The sequence below is a fragment of the Methanothermobacter wolfeii genome, assembly GCF_025397995.1.
Classification (GTDB): domain Archaea; phylum Methanobacteriota; class Methanobacteria; order Methanobacteriales; family Methanothermobacteraceae; genus Methanothermobacter; species Methanothermobacter wolfei.
Genome location: NZ_CP104550.1, coordinates 1,201,204 through 1,219,788, shown reverse-complemented (window position 1 = coordinate 1,219,788; position 18,585 = coordinate 1,201,204). Strand labels below are relative to the sequence as shown.

Sequence of the window (18,585 nt, the reverse complement as noted above, 5' to 3'; positions counted from 1 at the left end):
AATTACATAAAAATGTAACTCGATATTTATGATTTAAATGGAGGTGAAAATTGAAATGAAAAACAAACTTCTGACTCTAGTGATCCCAGTGCTAACAGTGTTTCTTTTTACCGGTATCAGCTCAGCGACACCACTGGAAGATATTACACACCACATCTCAAATGACGCGGAGACTTCCCTGAACATATCAAACGCAGATGATATGATCCTTATAACAAATGCCGGTTCAGCAAGGTATTCCAACACCACAACAGAAGACGCGATACAGACCGTGATGGAAACAGTTCCTATAAAATATTCAAAGATTTTTCAGATGAACCAGCCGGACCATGACCCAACCTTCACATTTGCCGTGAAAAACAGCAAGGGATATTATGCAAGGAAATACACAGTTCTTCAGTCAGGGGAAGTGCTAAAAACACCCGTAGTATACATAGGTCTTGACATGACTGAAAACCAGTTCCAGCAGGCAAAGGCGAATCTGGGTTATGATGTGCTGAGCCTGCTGAGTGCATGGAATGCTGGCGCACCCAGTGATCTTTTAAAGGTTGGCTGCGTGGACTGGAAACGTTAGCCCTGGTCTTATAGGGGCATACTCCGCTTCAAAACAGTTCATGGCCAACTATCCACTAACTTCAAATGCAACATCATATCATGTGATAGTCTCCACTGGGGGTGGTGATGATGACTTGCCAATGTTTTTCATGGATTCAACGCCTTTGAAGTGGGTTACAGTAGGTTCAGACACATTTTATAACTTCAAATCAGCATACACGGATGATTCCCATGAGAACATTTACATAAGATGGGATTCTCTCTCAAGGACAGGTGTGATGTTTTACTGGACCCTCTCAGATATGACATATAATGGTGGGGAGACACTTCAGGGACTTATAAAGAATGCTCAGTGTATAGGAATGCTCGCAACTAATCCATCAGCACTCTACAAGTTACTTAAAGCAACAAACATCGACTATCAGACCTTTAAAACACTATGGGATACTGGAATTGACAGCGAATACATTTCATCCATCCCGGTAACTCCAATTGAGTGGATAAGCACAGTCAGTGTCATCCCACGTGAGGAGTACAGTGCAATGTATGCCAGTGGTATTAATGCTGTCATGGTAGCCAATAGAGCCCTTCAAGCTGCTGGTTTTGAACCGCTTGACAGTGATGATCTTCTAATAACATCTGCAGGTTACTCAGAGACACAGGGAATCTCTGCTGGCGCCATTGATGGTATAATATCAGCAACAGGCATAAAATTTAAAAACATATACTCCCTCAAAAGAGGTACGCAGACACCTCTCTGGTACGTGTTCGTTAAAAAACCAGACGAAACGACAGGTCCACTCCACGCGGTTTTTGTTGATGGTAATGGAGCCATAAGACCGGTCACATATGGAGGGACACAGTTCAATGTGTTTGATATCAGCGCTGTAAACCTTGCCGGTGCTACGGGAACCGAAGGCTATCAGAAATCCCTCGCAGTCGCGTCAACCTATGGATACAGCATTCCCCAGTACGCACAGCAGGACTACTATATTGTGAGTCTGGCGAACCAATGGGCTTATGCTATGCCCTACGAGTTCGCTCTGGCTGCCACCGGGGGTGGATGTCCAGGGTCCGGTCTGGCACAGGGATACGTGCTTGCCAACATAATCCGATCATGGCTTCCTCTATCAGATGGGCAGTACTATGCATACATCGGTGTGCCTGCTCACTGTAAGGAACAGGTGCTCATGGAGGTCCTGGGACTCTCAGCAGCGAGAGGTAACTATTTCACGACAGGAACCAGAACAGCATCAGATGCCAGTGCAGTTGGTATTGCCATAAGGTGGGATCCTGTTAAGAACACGGGAAAGGCCATACTTGTATCCTACAATAAAGATGCAGTCAACGCCATACAGCCAGCATCTAACAGTTACTACAAAACAATGTACTGGGCTCTCTGGTACATTACACAGGCATTCCCTGGTAAAGAACTCTATGGTACAGTGACGTCTGCTTATTCCATTGCAAAATCAGTAACTCTGACATCAGGAGAGTTCAAGTCATTAATTGCTGCCAGTGATCCAGTGAGCTATATTAAGGACTTTGAAGATGTTACAGCACCATCTTTAAATGTGCGAGTAGATGACTCCACACTGTACATGGATATCAATGAGGAAGGGACGATCTTCTATTCCTTTGATGGCAGAACATGGAATGTTTACAGTGCACCTGTCAAACTGGGTAAGCATGTAAAGACAGTCTATTACTATGCTGTTGATCTTGCAGGAAATGCCCATCAGGTAGGCAGTATAAGTGTTCCAGAAAACCAGGCTCAGAACACACCAGAAGTTTCCTATGGATCAGTGACAGCAGGAAAAGCTTCAGTGATTTCGTGGATCATGAAAAGAATAAGATCTGATGACTCCAGTGCTGTGGTCGAAGAGGTTACCGGTCAGGGAACATCATCACCAGTAAATCCAGCGGAGCATCCCGGCAGTGCATCATCAAGCTGGTTTATACCTGTGTATGCGGCAATTATTCTGGCTGTCGGGGGTCTGGGCATGTACCTCTTTAGGAGAAGGGCCAGCAGATCCAACGAGGCAACATGGCAACCGGGCAAATAATCCATCACCTATTTCTTTTTTTATGAACTGAATGATGCAGATGTCAGTTTTAATTTTCAGGGTCTTATGTCCGTGTGGACCTACAGCTACCTTCGTAATAGGTCACTATTACGAATATAAAAAATTAATTCACAGGATGATGTGCAGTGATTGATGCTCTCTTCCTTAAAAAGGGGCCAATGCAGAAAAACTGACCTGCAGCTATATGGGACCCTGGCAGCGTTCATTCTGATCCCAGAAGGTCCAGTTGCTCCGCTAAAATAGGTCCAGCTCACACTCCAGATGCTAAGAGTTTCAGCTCCGGTGGGATCATCGAGGCTGTTAACAGCCAGCCCATGAAGTCGCCCGCAGGTCAAGCAGGGGCCTTCTGATGAGACCTTTTATAGACGGAAGGCTTTACAGAATATTCGAGCATAAAAAAATCGAAGTTCAGTCAGTGGCGCCTTCACAGCCATGATCTATAAAACCATTTAAATGTAAAGCTGATGAGCAAAATATTTATAAAATATGCTTAATATTAATTAATATTATTGAGCCATCATGGTTTAATCTGGACTCGCCTCTGCTGTCTCTCTGATGGTATGGGGTAGGGTACTCATAAAGGTGATTGAATGGATGATGATTGCTGTGGTGGAGTCGCTGGGTGCATGCTCTGCATGGTGGGCTTATTGATTCTCCTGGCACTCCTCACATACTGACCCCTGGTGGTTTATATGGACTTCAGGTTCTATGGTGGAGTTGATGAGATAGGCGGTAACAGGATAGAGGTATCCTGCAATGGCGATGGTATATTCCTTGACTTTGGCAAAAGATTCAATATTGAAAACCTGTACTTTGATGAATTCCTGCAGCCCAGGAGCTTCAGCGGGATCGCAGATCTCATTGAACTCGAGGCCCTCCCATGGATACCCGGACTTTACCGTGAGGACCAGGTAAGGTACCTCGGAATGAGATTCGAGGATGAGCCTGCAGTATCAGGCATACTTCTGAGTCACCCCCACCTGGACCATGCAGGATGTCTCAAATACATCCGCCACGATATACCCTTCTACATGACAGAGGAGAGTTTCCTCATCCTGAAGGCCATAGAGGATACATCCGCATTGAGTTCAGATCTCCTTCACTACAAACCCAAATTCCACTTCAAAGAAAAGAAAAGAAAAACTGGAAACACCTCACACATGAGAGACAAGAACATCAAAATAGAAAGACCCATAAAATTGCTTGAACCCTATAAAGCTGAGGATCTGGGCGAATTTGAAATCACACAGGCACCGGTTGATCATTCAGTGCCGGGGTCATGCGCCTATCTGATAGAATCCGAGGAGGCCATCGTATACACAGGGGATATCAGGTTCAGGGGCCGGAGAGATCAGGAATCCCGTAAATTCGTTAAGAAGGCAAGGAAGTTCTCCCCCACCATTATGATAACAGAGGGGACGCGGATAGATCAGGATAACAGCACCTTTGAGGAGGACATTGAGAGGAGGACCTCAGACATAGCTGTTAATCACAGGGGGCTTGTGATCATCAATTATCCCATAAGGGACCTGGACCGTTTCCTGACATTCTACAGAGCCGCCGAGAACTCGGATAGGACCCTCGCAGTCAGCCTTAAACAGGCCTACATCATTAAACTCTTCGAGGGCCTGGGTTACCCCCGGCTCAGGGACCTGGCGGTCTACATACCACGGCGGAACTGGGGACTGATAGCTGAGGACGCCTTCGTATGCTTTGATGGGGAATGGATACCTGCAGCTGACCTTCCAGAGGAATACATGGAACAGGACTACAGGGGATGGGAGCGGGCGTTCCTTGAACTTGACAACATCATAACCTGCAGGGACCTCCGGGAGGAACCTGAGGAGTACCTCTTCCAGTGCGATTACTTTGAATTCAAGGAGTTCATAGACATAAAACCGGAGGGGGCAGCCTACATCAAATCCAAGACGGAACCCTCCAATGAGGAAATGGAGATTGATGCAGAGCGTGAGAGTAACTGGCTCAGGCACTTCGGCATATACCAGTACAGAAGGTTCCACTCATCTGGCCATGCAGGGCGCTCAGACCTGATGGGGATGATACGGGATATTGAGCCAGAGTCAATATACCCGATACACACAAGGAACCGGGAAGAATTTTTGATCTTTGAGGATGAGGGTATACGGGTCCTTGACCCTGCACAATGAAAAGGGTGATCGGGAAAATTAGTCTCAGGACTTGACAGTTTTCTTATATGAAAAATTAGGGGGCTTAGCCCCTTCTTATATTTCTCTTTCTGTTACCGGTTGCACTGTTCTTTGCAAGCGTCGTTTTTTTACCTGAAGAGTATATCCCGTAGTAGGAGTTATATGATGCCCTGTTATAGGCTATAACTGCCCTGTAGGATGATGAGCTTATGCCTGAGCCCCTGTTCCTGTTTGCTGTATTGTAGTATATCTTTGCATAGCTTCCCCTTGCAGTTATACCGTCTCCACCGTTTGACTGTACCGTGTTCCTGTAGATGGTTGCTGATGAACCGGCTGCATAGACACCGTAGCCCCTGTTACTGCTGACGCTGGATGAGTATATGACTGAATTCGCGCCACCAGCATAGATTCCATAACGGTTACCATACACCGTGCACTGCTCTATCGTTGCAGTTCCCCTTGCATTCACACCGCAGTTCCTGTTGGCCGATGTTCTGCTCAGGATCATCCTGAAGCTGGCTGTTCCGTACACTCCATCGGTGTTCCTCATGGATGTGCAGTTGTATATGATGGCATTCTTACCGTAGATGGCTATCCCGCTGGCGGTGTTGTCTGTCGCATTCAAGGACCTTAGAATGGCATCGGGACCATTCACTTTGACTCCGTTCTGGCGGTTGGATGTCGTATTCCCCTCGAAAATGTAACTCCTGCCTCCTGAAATCCATAAACCATTCCCCAGGTTGTTGATTGCTTCAAAGTAGGCTATGGTCGTGTTGTACCCTGAGGAGTATATGCCGTTCCCACGGTTGAGGTTCACAGTGACGTCCAGTATCCTTGCATTTATTCCTGTCGAGTTTATACCACTGAGGGTGTTGTTGGTGGCGTTTTTAACGTATGATAGGTATAGATTCTTTCCTGAAGAATGGATACCGTTCATTCCGTTCTTTTTAACCTCAACGAACCATATATATGCATTATCACCCCGGGATGAGACACCGTTCTGTGAATTTGAGGTCACATCAAGGATGATCTGCATACTTGCAGATGGTCCGGTTGAGAGTATGCCGTTCTCACCATTGTAGGATGCGCTGGTTATATAGAAGAAGCTTGCATTTTTTCCTGAGGAGTATATGCCGTTCCTGGCGTTGAAACTGGAATCAACGTATCTGAATGATGTGTTATCCCCTGTGGAGTATATCCCGTTTTCACCGTTGTAATAGGTGTAGGAACTGCTGACGGTGCAGCCAGATCCTGTTATTTTTATGCCGTTCTTCGTGTTGTTCTGGACATAGCAGCCCTGTACCGTGGAGCCATTCCCTGCAACGTATATCCCGTCACCGCCTGAGTACTTGACGGTGTTCGAGTTTATGGTTGCATTTTTTCCTGAGGAGTATATGCCGGTTCCGTTGTTCCTGAGAACAGTGTTGTTTGTTATCACCGAGTTATTGCCGGAGGATCTTATACCGTCTCCTGAGTTAAATGATATGCTGTTTCTGATTATTGAGGCTCCAGATGCATCTGAGGTTACCCCATCACCCCCTGAGAGGTATATGGTGTTCCCCTCTGCAAGACATCCCTCCCCATGGATGAGGATTCCGCTTCCATTGCTGTTTGTTATATTGTTACCCTGGATCCGGGCATTCCTGCCATTCACAACAATTCCATGGGATGCGGAACCGTTTATGTAGCTGCTGGTAATCGTTACATTGTCCCCTGATACCATCACGGCTGAAGCAGGGTTGAGTATCCTTGAATCATTGACCCGCGAGGAATTGCCTGTGATATTCAGGGTGCCTGTGATGTTTGTGCTGCTGAGGTTACATCCGTTTCCGCGGAGGTTCACTGTCCCGTTGACACTGAAACCTGTTATGCTGGAAGGTGCAATGGCGTCAATAACACCATTCAGCTGGACCGTGCCTGATGCAACCAGGGAGATGGTCCTGTTGATCACCATGTTCACCGTATCATAGATGCCCTCCAAGAAGGTGAAGGTATCACCGTCCTCAAGGGTGTGTTCGGTCCCGTTTAGGGTGAAGGTTCCCTGCACCCCGCCGGGTGTGAATACCTGAAGGTAGGTTGTGTTATCAACGATGTAGTCTGCACCGTAACTGGATCCGCTGAGCAGTGTCATCCCAAAAAAGAGAATGAAGCCCCATTTCATTGAGTCTTTAATAATCAGACCTCCTCTTGATTTTCATAACAATAGGTTATTGTTTATCACTGAGATATAAGTTTTTAGAAAATTAACTCAGTGAGATAGAAAAAAATGGAAAGTTAAAGGTTTCAGGCGGCTGGCTGGAGTTCCTGGTATTGCTGTTTTATCTGTTTGTAGGTCCAGTAGTATCTCCACTTGTATCTCCATTTACCCCTGTACCTGTACCACTTCTTGTACCATTTTTTGACCCTGACCTTGTTGACCTTCACCTTGTTCACGAGCTTTGCCGGTGTGTTCTTGATTATACCCATGGTTGAGTTGGTACTGTTGGTCCTAAGGTATTTCATGATGGTGTTGCCTGTCAGCGCGACCGTACCGTTGTAGAGGGTTATGTTACCGTTACCCAGCTGGTAGTAGGTGCCATTGGCAAGCTGGATCACTGGTGTTTCATTGAATATGAGCAGAGGGTATGTCCTGTTTGTTATGTTGCCTGTAAGGGTGTGCTGTAGTATACCGTACTTCACGGTTCCATTCTTGACGATCATGTACTTTATGTTCACTGTCCTGTTGAGTAGGATCGGGGCACTGTACTTTGTACTGTTCCGTGATGTATGGATCCATCGATGGTGTAGTATACACCGTCAGGGCTGGCTGCTGTCACCCTGAAGACATCACCTTCTCCGGATGTACCCCCTCCTGGCAGTTCACCTGTTAGGATATCATCTGCTGCCGCGGCATGGTTGGCTCCGAGGAGGAACACGGCCACGGATAACAGCAGAAAAGTTGCCATATTTCTCTTGATAATATCATACCTCCTTTTTTTATTTTATTACATCATATTCCAGTATTTTAGTAATATATGATATATAAAAAATATCAAATTAAAATTAACTTTAGTTTTATTAAAAAATTATTTAAGTATTATGGTTTCTTGAGGACATCCCCCGGCCTTAAAACACTCACACCGGTCTCATCACCAACAACCTCAACCTGAATTATCCAGTCCGGCGAATCTGATTCCTTGAGGGCCAGCCTATCCGCCAGGGCCTCGGAAACCCTTTCAGTAACCTCCTCTGGGGACTTTATATACCTGCGGCCGCGGAGGTCGCAGATGACCTGGAATGTCTCGCCTGGTTTAACCTTCTCCGATGCAAGTGCCAGGATCTTCTCCACTATACTATCCAGCCGGGTCCTTACCACAGCCTCAACAGGCACAACCTTGGAAACCACGGTTGTGGGTGAGTTCCTGATTATGTTAACTGCCTCAAGGGGATTCATGTCAAGGTCAAACTTTAAAACGTTTGGAAAATCAGAATCCTTAACCCTGAGCTCCCCCTCATACTGTGAAAGTGCCATTTCTATTTCCTCAAGACCAACAATCTCCTCACCTGCTGAGGCACCCTTCTGGCCACTGAGGGTCACAAGGAGATTGAAATCATCCGGAACCTTCAAAAGATCACCCCCATTATATATTATATCTATGCACATAAGTCATTATCTATTTCTCATGGGGGTATGATGCCCTTTACAGGGTTTTATCAGATCTCCAGGGTGCGGATTGATGTAAAGGATGGGCTTTATTCCTCATGGTTCAAGGTCATATATCAAGAATCCGAGTATAAAACCGAATATCCCAAATCCTATAAAACCCTCAAGGGCGGAGCCAAGGACCTCCCAGTCAAGGGCCATTTTACCTATCATGCCCCAGATAAAGAGGGTCAGCGACCCGAGAACAGCCATTATCAGTGATATTTTAAGGGAGTACTGGATTCTATCAAGCAATTCATCACCTTTAACCCAGCTTTTCATGCACCCTTCTCAGTTCAGAGGGTATGTCTATCATCTGGGGGCAGGGCATGCATGAACCACAACCTGAACAGTTGGAGGCACGTTCCTCATCCTTCATTATCTTACGGTACCTGGTTTCAGCACCCCTCCTGCTCCTGAACCTGTAGATGTCATTCAGGAGCCTTAGATTCCCTGGTATGTCAACACCCTCGGGGCAGGGCATGCAGTACCCGCAGCCGGAGCACGGGACACTCTTCCTCATACGGTAGGCCCTTTTAACCTCCCTGAGAATCTCCCTGTCATCATCTGTAAGGTGGTAATCTGCAGAGGCCAGGGCCGTGTTCTCCTCAACCTCAGCCACACTGCTCATACCGCTAAGGACAACATCCACATCATCCATATCCCACAGGTACCTGAGACACCATTCCACAGGTTTCATGGGATCCTCTGCAAGGTCATATATCTCCTGGACCTCCACTGGAATGTTCCTTACAAGCGAACCTCCCCTGAGGGGTTCCATTATAACAGTACCGGCACCCCGGGACCTGGCATATGCTATGCTCTCTGGATTTGCCTGTTCATCATCAACTATGTTGTGCTGTACCTGCACGATATCCCAGTCATAGGAGTCCATTATGTCAAAGAATACACCGACATCGTCGTGGAATGAAAAACCTGTATATATACCCTGACCCCTGACCTCATCAAGGAAATCAAGGACCCCCAGCCCCTTAAGGTGCCTCCAGGAATCTTCCCTAAGATTATGGAGTAAGTATATGTCAATTTTACCCTTTAATCTTCTGCTCTGCTCCTTGAAATAGCAGTACATGTCATCCTTCTTTCGGACCAGCCATACCGGTAGCTTGGTTGCAACCGTAACCCTCTCAAGGTGTTCAGGGTGTTTGCTGAGGAATTCGCCTATGAACCTTTCACTTTCACCCCCATGGTAGGGGTAGGCCGTGTCTATATAATTCACACCCCCTTCAAGGGCGCGGCCCAGTATCCTTTCACCGGCCTTCAGGTCCAGTCTTCCATGGACTTCAGGGAACCGCATAACCCCTATCCCGAGTATGGATGCAGAGATGCCTGTTGAACCAAGTGTCCTGTACTTCATGAATACCACTTATTCAGAATTGACAGCTTTAACAGTCCTTTCACGCTTCTTGGTTGAGTTAAGGCCTTCAGAATCAATTTTCCCTGTCACTGTGCAGGAGGCAGACATCAATCCAGGAGCAGTCACCGCAGACCTCCCGTATAAGGGAGGCTTCCATGTTTTTAAGCTCTGATTCAAGCTCACTGTAGTCCCTGATATCTCCGCTCCTGATTCCAAGGATCTCCATGAGTTTACTGTCCATCCCCTTAACGGACTCATCCCCCATCATGCATGCTTCCCCATCCATGAAGGGGCAGGCAGTGCAGATTTCATCGGCAGAATCAACGATCATTACGGATACTGAGGGCCGGGATCTGAGTTTTCTGATAACCAGCTCCATGTTTTCAGTAAATTCCTCACTGTAACCGTAACCCTGAAAGCCCTGAATACAGAGGAGGTGATGGGCCCTGATGGTAATATCAGGGCAATCTCCATTCAGCCGCCTTTTCAATGTCAACCTCTTCACCGTAGGGCTCTTTGGGTGTTATGGCCCTTGTAAGTGCCGCTGCACCGGTTATCTTGACAAGGTCGCCTGCTATGAAGGGCAGAAGACCCATCACCAGGAGTTCCCAGACCCCTGGGAATGACCCTGTGGTGGTGTACATCCAGAGGCCAAGGACCATGAGTCCTGGTATGTATATGAGGGCAAAGTTTGCAAAGAGCATCAGTCCAAGCATGGGCATGAACTTCCTTGCACGTATGTACCTGTCAACAAGGTGGCCCAGGAAAAGGGCTGCCAGTACGAAGCCGATAAGATATCCTCCCGTGGCACCCATTATGACGTCGATGCCTCCGCTCATCTCCGCAAACCAGGGTATGCCTGCGGCGCCCACTGCAATGTATATTAACTGGCTCAGGCCACCCCAGTACCTTCCAAGGAGAACACCTGACATGAGAACAGCAAATGTCTGGGCGGTTATCGGGACCGGTGTCCATGGGAGGGGTATGACGATCTGGGCCATCACACCGGTAACGCATGCCATGAAGAATGCCATTATGGTCCTGTTGATGAATGTCTGTTCATTTCTCCATCTGAATAGACTGTAACGTATCCCGTAGTATCCTTCCAGGTTAATGTTCATTGATGAAAACCTCCATGAATTTATGGATAAAAGCTTAATGAATATCCCTAAAATAGTTGATCGGGATAGGATAAAAACTTTTTTGATGGATCATCAGGACCCATCCAGGCCTTCAACCCGCTTCACATACTCCATTATCCTGAATTTTCTCTCAAGTCCACGGTCATTCATATACCTTACCTTACCGAATATCTCCCTCTCACCCCAGGCCCTGTCATGTTTTCCAAAGCACCAGGCAACACCTGCAAAGCCATTGGGGTCACGGCCATCAAGCTCATATTTATTGTTAAGGTACAGTGCAATATCATAGGCCTTTTCAGGGTGATCTGTCCATTCAAGGATCTTTTTACCCCAGTACATCCTCATGTATCCATGCATCTTCCCGGTTATAACCATCTCCTTCTGGGCTGCGTTCCAGTAGGGGTCGTGTGTCCTGGCATCCTCAAGTTCCCTGAGGCTGTACTCGTACTCCCTGGGGTCTCCTGCATGCTCCTTGAGGGTCATGAGGGCCCAGTCTGGAAGACACTCTATTGAATGGTAGTTATCACTGTAATGGACGAAGTTTATGCTCAGCTCCCTTCTCACAATCAGCTGTTCAAGGAACTCAGGACATTTCCCGGCCTTTGAAGCCTTAAGTGCAAGGTAAAGGGGGGATATCTGTCCAAAGTGAAGGTAAGGGCTCATGTTGGAGAGACAGTTTTTAGTGGGGTCATTGCGGTGTTCTTTGAAGCACCTCAGTTTTGTTTTAAGGAATTCATCAAAGAGTTCCAGGGCCCTTGAGGTGCCGCCCCTGAAGAATGATGACCCTGCATCACCCCCTGAAATGAAACCCCTGAGCACCCCTTCAGGGTCAGGACCAGGGTCAAGGTCTGTCTGGAATTTCGGTGTTCCTTTCTTCATCGGGACCATGAATTCAGGAAGCCTCCGGGTTATCCTTGGCCTGAACGTCCCTGCTGAGTATTCTTCCTTGACTGAGGCCTCCTCAACGGGTACAATTATGTTACCCTCAACCTGGACAAGGGGGCATTCAAGGCCATCCCTTAAAGGATGGATCCAGCCATCCTCGATGTCAAGGTACCCCATGTCTGTTATAACCGCGGCCGCTTCATCAGAGTATTCCATGACCACATCCGGTGGGTCGCCCTCATCCACAACAAGGGGGACCCCCACTGATTCAAGGGAGGCCCTGACCTCCAGGAGGCCCTCGGCCATGAATCTGTAGTGGCGTGGACAGGCATCAGGGAAATCCCGAGTAAGTCCGAAAAGGGTTATGAGGGGTTTTCCCAGATTATTGGCGGTTTCAATGGCGTATTCAAGGGCGGGGTTCCAGTGCGTCCTCTGTGATGCGTGCATCCAGTAGAGGACGTATTCACCCTTCCTGTTCACGGCCTCGCTGTTGAGGTGCCGTATCCTTTCCTTCTCTATCATCACCGGACCCTCATAGTGTTCTGTTCTCATGGGGTGCTGCCCCCACTGGCTGTACCATTATACCCTTAAGTGAATTCGTCAGTGAAGGCTTTCCAGTTTTTGGCTAACCCGCCACTGGCTGTCCCATTATAGCCTGAAGTGCCCTCATACTATGAGGGTTACGGGGACCAGTTCCCGGGGGTAGGGTTCAAAGAAGGTCTGACCCTTAAGGTATTCATCATCGAACCTGATAATCCATGATTTAAGGAGACTTATGGGTACTATGAGGGGAAGCAAACCCTTCCTGTAACCCTCAAGGGATTCAAGGAAGTAATTCTTCTCTTCATGGGTCAGTTCTGATGAAAAATGGCCAAAGGCATGAAGAAGTGTGTTGATGTTTCTACCAGGCTTCAGGGATTTCCTGGTTGCCATGCAGAGCATCTTCCGGTACTCTGAGAGCACGGTATCGAAGTCTTCATGGTCCTGCTCTGCTATTATCCGGCCAAGTCTCGCCTGGATGGCGGGGTCATAGGACATGAGGAGCATCTTGTTCTCTGTGTGGAATTCTATAAGGTCCCTGAGTTTGCCAACGGCCCTGAAGTCCCTCATGAGGTATATCTTGATGAGGAAGTCCTCCCTTATCTGCAGGTTCCTCAGGCGCCCCTCATCTTCAACTGCAAGGTACGGGAACCTTTCCTTCACTTTCCTGCCGAAGAAACCCATCCCATCGGTTCTTGATCTGGGGTTATCATCACGGTAGACCTTAACGTTTTTTATCCCGCATGAAGGCGACTTATTCTTTAATATGAATCCATCTATAATTTCAAGGGAATCTAGGAAGGAGTCTATGAATGAATTCATGTCATCGGTGATGTCACGACCGGTTTCCGGCTGGACGAGCCTCAGGACACCATCCTCTTCAGTTATATGTATCGGTGATCTCGGGATGCCAAGGCCCACCTCCACCTCAGGGCATACCGTTATAAAATCAGCGTATGCAGAGAACTGCCTTACGAAGGGACTTGAAATCATGGACCCATCATACCTGCAGTGGTCATGTTCTATGCACCGGCTCAGGACGATGAGGGGTCTTCTGAACTTTCTCATGAAAGTATATTTAGCTAATATGATAGATAAATTTCACCAGGGAGATCTTCAGCTGATAAAATGACATGCAGAATACTCATACTTGAAGACGTCCCCTTTGACGTCGAACTCATGGAAAGGGAGATAAGGCTTTCAGGGATAGAATTCACATCAATGACGGTTGATAATGAGAAGGACTACCTTGAAGCCCTTGAAAACTTCAAACCTCATGTTATACTCGCCGATCATTCGCTCCCATCCTTTGATGGCCTTTCAGCCCTGAAAATTGCACTTGAAAGGTGTCCGAACGTTCCATTCATCTTTGTCAGCGGTAAGATAGGGGAAGAATTTGCGGTTGAAGCCCTTAAAAGGGGAGCGACGGATTATGTCCTGAAAAGCAACTTTTCAAAGGTCCCCATAGCCATAAAAAGGGCTTTAAGGGAGGTTGAAAAGCAGAAGGAACTTGAAAGGGCGAGAAAATCCCTGATTAAGAGTCACTGGCAGCTCAGGGAGGCCCAGAGGATAGGTAAAATTGGAAGCTGGCACTGGGACATGGAAGCCGACAGACTCTCATGTTCCGAGGAGGGGATGAGGATACTGGGGATAAAGCCCGATGAATTCAGTGGCAGCATCCATGAACTCATTGACAGGATACACCCTGATGACAGGGAGGACTTCAGGAGGCGGGTCATGTCAATGGAATCCTTTGAAGGTGAATACAGGGCTCTGATGGATGACGGTTCCATGAAAATCCTTTTATTCAGGGCCAAGGTTATCAGGGGACCCGGCGGCAATCCGGAAACCCTGATTGGAATAAAACAGGATGTAACTGAGGAGAAAAGGATAAGGGAATCCCTTGAGGCATCCCTGCAGGAGAAGGAGTTTCTTCTTTCTGAGGTTCATCACAGGGTTAAGAACAACCTTCAGCTCATATCAAGCCTCCTGAGACTGCAGTCACGATACATAGATGACGAGAAGTCCCTTGAGATATTCAGGGAGTGCCAGAACCGTGTTAAATCAATAGCCCTTGTACATGAAAAACTCTACGGTTCAAGGGATAACTCCAGGGTTAACCTGCGCGAATACCTTGAGGAACTGGTTAACGAAATCAGGGGGATGTGTAACGGTAAGAACATCATCTTCAACCTCCAGCTGGAGGACATGGATGCTGAAATAGATGTGGCGGTATCCATAGGCCTCATCGTTAATGAACTTGTAACAAACTCCATAAGGCACGGGATTTCCTATGAGGGTGCTGTAACGGTTAAACTTGAAATTATGGATGATGGAGCTATTCTTAAAGTTTCAGATACAGGGAAGGGACTCCCTGAAGGCTTTGATATTGATGAATCTCAGGGCTTCGGTTTAAGGCTCGTTAGGTTCATGCTTGAAAGGATAAATGGAAGTATAAGCCTTGAAGATGGTGATGGATGTAATTTTGTGGTCACCTTCAGGAACGGTGGTTTATGATGAAGAAGAGGGTGGTTATTGTAGAGGATGAGGAGCTGGTTGCCCAGGACATAAAGGCCATCCTTGAAGATTATGGTTATGAGGTCCCTGCCATATTCCATTCTGCAGAGGATCTGATTGATAACCTTGAAAGGATAAAACCCGACTCTGTGATAATGGATATAATGCTTGAGGGATCCATGGATGGCATAGAGGCTGCAGGTATCATCAGGAAGAAGCATGATGTCCCGGTGATATACCTCACGGCCTACAGCGGTGATGAGATAGTTAAGAGGGCCATGGAGACAGAGCCCTATTCATACATCCTCAAGCCATTCCATGAGAGGGACATCCGCGTCAACCTTGAGATGGCCCTCTACAAGCATGAGGCGAAGAAGAACAGGTTGAGACTTATACAGCAGAGGACCATAAACGAGTACCTTAAGAAATCCATAGCCGAGAAGGAGCAGCTCCTCAGGGAACTCCATCACAGGGTTAAGAACAACCTCCAGCTAATCATAAGTCTCCTCTCCCTTCAGATAAGGTACATCGGCGACCCGTTGATGGAGGAATTTTTCATTGATTACCTCAACCAGTTACGTTCTATTTCCATGATCCATGAACGGGCCTACCCCTCAGGGGGCAGCTATATTATTGATTTTATTGATTATGTGAGGAGTCTCTCAATGCAGCTACTGGAATCACACGGCAGGACATCCGATGTTAAAATAAGAATCCATGGGGATCATGTGGAGCTTAACATGGACACAGCAGTCCCCATGGGCCTTGTGATTTCAGAGTTAATATCAAATTCACTCAAACATGCCTTCACTGATGGGGGAGGTGAGATCTCCATTGAACTTGAAAAACTTGATGGAAGATACAGACTAATATTCGCCGACAACGGGCCGGGCTTGCCAGAAAACGTTAAATTCCCGGATGGAGGATCCTTCGGGTTCAGGATGATTGATAATCTTTCAAAACAGCTCGGCGGACACCTTGAAATCAGGAGACCTCCAAGGGGGACCATATTTATATTTGAGTTCAGTGAGCAGGTCTACAGTGAGAGGATAGATACTTGAGGATGTTTCTGGGTTTTTTTGCTGTAGTGGAGGGGATAGATAGTTAAGGGGGGGGTGTTTCAGGGATATGGAGAGGACAGTTACATGCCATTTCAGACTGTAACTGTCCTTTATCTTTATATCATATTAAGAATCTCATCTATCTTTCCAGGTAGCTTCTCGTCTGCAAGGCTGTAGTGGACCCATACACCAACCTTTCGTGATTTAAGGATGCCGGCCTGCTTTAATACATTTAGGTGGTGTGAAACTGTTGGCTGTGGCTTTTCAAGGGCGGCCATTATCTCACATACGCAGAGCTCCCCACTGGATAGGAGGTGGACTATAAGGAGTCTTGTGGGGTCTGCAAGGGCCTTCAGAATTTCAGACTTTCGGGCTATATCGTCCTCAGATAGTTTTTTCAGTTTCTCCTTAAGGAGCCTTATATCTTCAGGGTTCGGGTTCCCTGGTTTACATGAAGTCATAACAATTACCTTAATTTCTAACCTATTTTCTGTGAACTACAAGTACCGGGACCTTTGAATTCCTCACAACTCTTTCTGACACGCTCCCCATGATGAATCTTTCAAGGGCGTGTTTGCCTGAAAATCCGACAACGATGAGGTCGGCATCCTCATCCTCTGCGACTTTAAGGATTGAATCAGCTGCCTTTCCCTCAACACTCTTTAAAGTGAATTTCAGACCTGACTCTTTTTCTTCTATCCTTTCTTTTACGTGTTTCAGGGCTCTTTCTGATTCCTCCCTGAAGAGCTTGATCACCTTACGGGTCAGTTCTTCAACCGGCAGTTCCGCAACAGGGTATATCTCAGTCACTGTCAGGACTATTAACTCTGCATCATTCTGTTCAGCTATCCTGATGGCGTGTTCCGCTGCGATATTGGAACATTCAGATCCATCTGTAGCAAGCAATATCTTCCTGTACAATTATAAAACCTCCATTTTTTCGTGTCCAGGGGATGAAGATCATGCTGAGGGCATGAAATCAGGGGCCGCCTGTATTTGGCTGTATCAGCGCTCTGATGCCAGGGTTATAAAAGGGAAGGTCTTCACCTGCTCTTCAGTTTCTTCTCACAGTCATAACAGTACTCTGTGTCTCTGTCGGTTTTGAAGAGCTTACCGCAGCCCTTACAGTTCACGTATCTGAGGCCTGATTTCTTTTTCTCAAGGATACCTGTCTGGCAGGCGCAGGCCCTTGAGTTAATCATGGCCTTTATCTTACCCTCAAAGCCCTTCTCTTCATCACTAACCATGATTCTCACCTTGAATGGATTATCAGGGTATCAGCATTAACATGATTCAAAATTAAATGGATTATGAGAGGATTTTTTTGATCTCGTCCTTTGATGCGACCCTCCCCATAATCTTAAGTTCACCGTCAACCGCAAGTCCCGGCAGGGCTGTAAGTCCTTCTTCGAGTATCTTATCCATGTCCTTTATCTTTTCAAAGTCAGCGTCGATTCCAAGTTCCTTAACAGCTTCTCTGGCGTTTTTCTCAAGCATTTGGCAGTTGGCACATCCAGTGCCGAATATCTGTATCTTCATATTTTCACCTCTCTAGATTATAAGGTTAAAGATGTAACCTGTTAGCGTTATTGAAACTGCCAGTATGGCTATGAAGGTGGCGAGGAGTTTTGGTTTCATAACCCTTCTGAGGATTATCATCTCAGGGAGTGATAGGGCTGTTATTGACATCATAAGTGCAAGGGCCGTCCCTGCAGCCATACCCTTCTCTATGAGGGCCGATATCAGTGGTATGGTCCCGGCGGCATTCGAGTAGAGGGGGACGCCTATGAGCACGGCCATGGGGACCGCGAGGATATTGTCACTTCCAGCATAATCCAGGAGGAAGTCTGATGGGAGATATCCGTGTATCCAGCCGCCGATGGCTATTGCGATGATGATGTAGGGTGAAACCCTCCTCAGTATGTTCACTGTTTCATTCTTTGCAATGATGTATCTTTCCCTCAGATCCGGTTGAGGTAGCTCCACATCTGCGGCTCCAAGGGCCTTCATCTTTTCAACAGTTTCATAGACGTAATCTTCCAGTTCCTTCTCCATCCTCAGTTTCCCGATAAGTATTCCTCCGAGGATGGCGATTATGAAACCGGATATTATGTAGAAGGCTGTTATCTCCCAGCCAAAGAGTCCGAGAGGAGTATTATCGCTATCTCATTTATCATGGGGGAGGATATCAGGAAGGAGAAGGTCGCGCCTAGAGGGACACCAGCCTCAACGAATCCTATGAAGAGGGGGACAGCTGAACATGAACAGAAGGGGGTGATTATCCCTACGAGAGCAGCCAGAAAGTTTCCGGTATATTTATGGCGTTTTTCAAGGAGCTCCCGCACCCTGTTTGGGGGGATGTAGGTTCTGAGGAATGATATAACAAATATTAGGGTTATGAGCAGTAGGAATATCTTTATGGTGTCATAGATGAAGAAGTTAACCGCACTTCCAAGGTGGGATGATGGTTCCAGCCCGATGAGGCTGTATGTGACGTAGTCTGCAAATTCCTGTAGCAACCGCTAACCTCCATTCAAATATTCAAATTCATGGATATATTGTAGCTGAAGCTA

The 18,585-nt window shown here is 47.0% G+C and carries 21 protein-coding genes; 5 read left to right on the top strand and 16 right to left on the bottom strand.

The features are described 5' to 3' along the window. Positions 1-55: 55 nt before the first annotated feature. The 3 genes from N5910_RS06605 (at position 56) to N5910_RS06595 (ending at position 4,810) form a co-directional block, all read left to right on the top strand. Entirely contained in the window at positions 56-574 is a 519-nt protein-coding gene (locus tag N5910_RS06605) for a hypothetical protein (RefSeq protein ID WP_074359240.1), read from the top strand. Positions 575-614: 40 nt separating this feature from the next. After that, a complete protein-coding gene (locus N5910_RS06600) occupies positions 615-2,621 on the top strand; it encodes a hypothetical protein (RefSeq protein WP_145924538.1) in 2,007 nt (668 codons plus the stop codon). 713 nt (positions 2,622-3,334) lie between these two features. Next, on the top strand, positions 3,335-4,810 hold the full coding sequence (locus tag N5910_RS06595; protein WP_191216069.1) for an MBL fold metallo-hydrolase RNA specificity domain-containing protein: 1,476 nt from the start codon (positions 3,335-3,337) through the stop codon (positions 4,808-4,810). A gap of 64 nt (positions 4,811-4,874) precedes the next feature. Here N5910_RS06595 and N5910_RS06590 read toward each other — a convergent pair whose 3' ends face one another. The 10 genes from N5910_RS06590 to N5910_RS06545 form a co-directional block, all read right to left on the bottom strand. Continuing rightward, complete coding sequence (locus N5910_RS06590) at positions 4,875-6,941, bottom strand: right-handed parallel beta-helix repeat-containing protein (RefSeq protein WP_191216068.1); 2,067 nt, start codon at positions 6,939-6,941, stop codon at positions 4,875-4,877. 152 nt (positions 6,942-7,093) lie between these two features. After that, positions 7,094-7,510 carry a hypothetical protein gene (locus N5910_RS06585; RefSeq protein ID WP_261599446.1) on the bottom strand — a complete coding sequence of 139 codons (417 nt, stop codon included), beginning with the start codon at positions 7,508-7,510 and terminating at the stop codon, positions 7,094-7,096. Positions 7,511-7,521: 11 nt separating this feature from the next. Then, on the bottom strand, positions 7,522-7,755 hold the full coding sequence (locus N5910_RS06580; protein WP_261599445.1) for a hypothetical protein: 234 nt from the start codon (positions 7,753-7,755) through the stop codon (positions 7,522-7,524). Between the two features lie 131 nt (positions 7,756-7,886). Beyond that, entirely contained in the window at positions 7,887-8,417 is a 531-nt protein-coding gene (locus N5910_RS06575; RefSeq protein WP_238337870.1) for a THUMP domain-containing protein, read from the bottom strand. Between the two features lie 132 nt (positions 8,418-8,549). Next, the gene (locus tag N5910_RS06570; protein ID WP_074359216.1) at positions 8,550-8,747 is read right to left on the bottom strand and encodes a hypothetical protein; all 198 of its coding nucleotides are present in this window, start codon (positions 8,745-8,747) and stop codon (positions 8,550-8,552) included. A 10-nt stretch (positions 8,748-8,757) separates the two neighbouring features. After that, positions 8,758-9,867 (bottom strand): aldo/keto reductase, encoded by a 1,110-nt coding sequence (locus tag N5910_RS06565; protein WP_074359215.1) that lies wholly within the window; start codon positions 9,865-9,867, stop codon positions 8,758-8,760. A 73-nt stretch (positions 9,868-9,940) separates the two neighbouring features. After that, complete coding sequence (locus N5910_RS06560; protein WP_084531246.1) at positions 9,941-10,372, bottom strand: DUF1284 domain-containing protein; 432 nt, start codon at positions 10,370-10,372, stop codon at positions 9,941-9,943. Beyond that, positions 10,326-10,982, bottom strand: coding sequence for a biotin transporter BioY (locus tag N5910_RS06555; protein WP_261599890.1), 657 nt, complete (start codon positions 10,980-10,982; stop codon positions 10,326-10,328). Before N5910_RS06555 ends, N5910_RS06560 begins: the two co-directional genes overlap by 47 nt. 99 nt (positions 10,983-11,081) lie before the next feature. Beyond that, on the bottom strand, positions 11,082-12,446 hold the full coding sequence (gene phrB / locus N5910_RS06550) for a deoxyribodipyrimidine photo-lyase (protein WP_261599444.1): 1,365 nt from the start codon (positions 12,444-12,446) through the stop codon (positions 11,082-11,084). Between the two features lie 114 nt (positions 12,447-12,560). Next, positions 12,561-13,502 carry a YbgA family protein gene (locus N5910_RS06545; protein WP_074359213.1) on the bottom strand — a complete coding sequence of 314 codons (942 nt, stop codon included), beginning with the start codon at positions 13,500-13,502 and terminating at the stop codon, positions 12,561-12,563. A 60-nt stretch (positions 13,503-13,562) separates the two neighbouring features. On the opposite strand from N5910_RS06545, the gene N5910_RS06540 reads away from it, so the two are divergent. Beyond that, on the top strand, positions 13,563-14,951 hold the full coding sequence (locus tag N5910_RS06540) for a sensor histidine kinase (RefSeq protein ID WP_074359212.1): 1,389 nt from the start codon (positions 13,563-13,565) through the stop codon (positions 14,949-14,951). Further along, the gene (locus N5910_RS06535; RefSeq protein WP_261599443.1) at positions 14,951-16,012 is read left to right on the top strand and encodes a sensor histidine kinase; all 1,062 of its coding nucleotides are present in this window, start codon (positions 14,951-14,953) and stop codon (positions 16,010-16,012) included. Before N5910_RS06540 ends, N5910_RS06535 begins: the two co-directional genes overlap by 1 nt. Positions 16,013-16,128: 116 nt before the next feature. Here N5910_RS06535 and N5910_RS06530 read toward each other — a convergent pair whose 3' ends face one another. The 6 genes from N5910_RS06530 to N5910_RS06505 form a co-directional block, all read right to left on the bottom strand. Beyond that, the gene (locus tag N5910_RS06530; protein ID WP_074359210.1) at positions 16,129-16,473 is read right to left on the bottom strand and encodes an ArsR/SmtB family transcription factor; all 345 of its coding nucleotides are present in this window, start codon (positions 16,471-16,473) and stop codon (positions 16,129-16,131) included. 22 nt (positions 16,474-16,495) lie between these two features. Then, on the bottom strand, positions 16,496-16,933 hold the full coding sequence (locus tag N5910_RS06525; RefSeq protein WP_074359209.1) for a universal stress protein: 438 nt from the start codon (positions 16,931-16,933) through the stop codon (positions 16,496-16,498). A gap of 122 nt (positions 16,934-17,055) precedes the next feature. Continuing rightward, the gene (locus tag N5910_RS06520; protein ID WP_074359208.1) at positions 17,056-17,259 is read right to left on the bottom strand and encodes a hypothetical protein; all 204 of its coding nucleotides are present in this window, start codon (positions 17,257-17,259) and stop codon (positions 17,056-17,058) included. 61 nt (positions 17,260-17,320) lie between these two features. Next, positions 17,321-17,551, bottom strand: a complete 231-nt coding sequence (locus tag N5910_RS06515; RefSeq protein ID WP_074359207.1) for an MTH895/ArsE family thioredoxin-like protein — start codon at positions 17,549-17,551, stop codon at positions 17,321-17,323. A 12-nt stretch (positions 17,552-17,563) separates the two neighbouring features. Further along, positions 17,564-18,100: a permease gene (locus N5910_RS06510; RefSeq protein WP_261599889.1), complete on the bottom strand. Its 537-nt coding sequence runs from the start codon at positions 18,098-18,100 to the stop codon at positions 17,564-17,566. A 35-nt stretch (positions 18,101-18,135) separates the two neighbouring features. After that, entirely contained in the window at positions 18,136-18,531 is a 396-nt protein-coding gene (locus N5910_RS06505) for a permease (RefSeq protein WP_261599442.1), read from the bottom strand. Positions 18,532-18,585: the final 54 nt, after the last annotated feature.

What these genes read in the sequence shown, in the direction of transcription:
- N5910_RS06520 (WP_074359208.1), bottom strand. Translation starts at nt 17,259, where the DNA reads ATGGTTAGTGATGAAGAGAAGGGCTTTGAGGGTAAGATAAAGGCCATG.
- N5910_RS06565 (WP_074359215.1), bottom strand. Translation starts at nt 9,867, where the DNA reads ATGAAGTACAGGACACTTGGTTCAACAGGCATCTCTGCATCCATACTC.
- N5910_RS06530 (WP_074359210.1), bottom strand. Translation starts at nt 16,473, where the DNA reads ATGACTTCATGTAAACCAGGGAACCCGAACCCTGAAGATATAAGGCTC.
- phrB (WP_261599444.1), bottom strand. Translation starts at nt 12,446, where the DNA reads ATGAGAACAGAACACTATGAGGGTCCGGTGATGATAGAGAAGGAAAGG.
- N5910_RS06585 (WP_261599446.1), bottom strand. Translation starts at nt 7,510, where the DNA reads ATGATCGTCAAGAATGGAACCGTGAAGTACGGTATACTACAGCACACC.
- N5910_RS06540 (WP_074359212.1), top strand. Translation starts at nt 13,563, where the DNA reads ATGACATGCAGAATACTCATACTTGAAGACGTCCCCTTTGACGTCGAA.
- N5910_RS06515 (WP_074359207.1), bottom strand. Translation starts at nt 17,551, where the DNA reads ATGAAGATACAGATATTCGGCACTGGATGTGCCAACTGCCAAATGCTT.
- N5910_RS06545 (WP_074359213.1), bottom strand. Translation starts at nt 13,502, where the DNA reads ATGAGAAAGTTCAGAAGACCCCTCATCGTCCTGAGCCGGTGCATAGAA.
- N5910_RS06590 (WP_191216068.1), bottom strand. Translation starts at nt 6,941, where the DNA reads ATGACACTGCTCAGCGGATCCAGTTACGGTGCAGACTACATCGTTGAT.
- N5910_RS06605 (WP_074359240.1), top strand. Translation starts at nt 56, where the DNA reads ATGAAAAACAAACTTCTGACTCTAGTGATCCCAGTGCTAACAGTGTTT.
- N5910_RS06580 (WP_261599445.1), bottom strand. Translation starts at nt 7,755, where the DNA reads ATGGCAACTTTTCTGCTGTTATCCGTGGCCGTGTTCCTCCTCGGAGCC.
- N5910_RS06600 (WP_145924538.1), top strand. Translation starts at nt 615, where the DNA reads ATGGCCAACTATCCACTAACTTCAAATGCAACATCATATCATGTGATA.
- N5910_RS06535 (WP_261599443.1), top strand. Translation starts at nt 14,951, where the DNA reads ATGAAGAAGAGGGTGGTTATTGTAGAGGATGAGGAGCTGGTTGCCCAG.
- N5910_RS06595 (WP_191216069.1), top strand. Translation starts at nt 3,335, where the DNA reads ATGGACTTCAGGTTCTATGGTGGAGTTGATGAGATAGGCGGTAACAGG.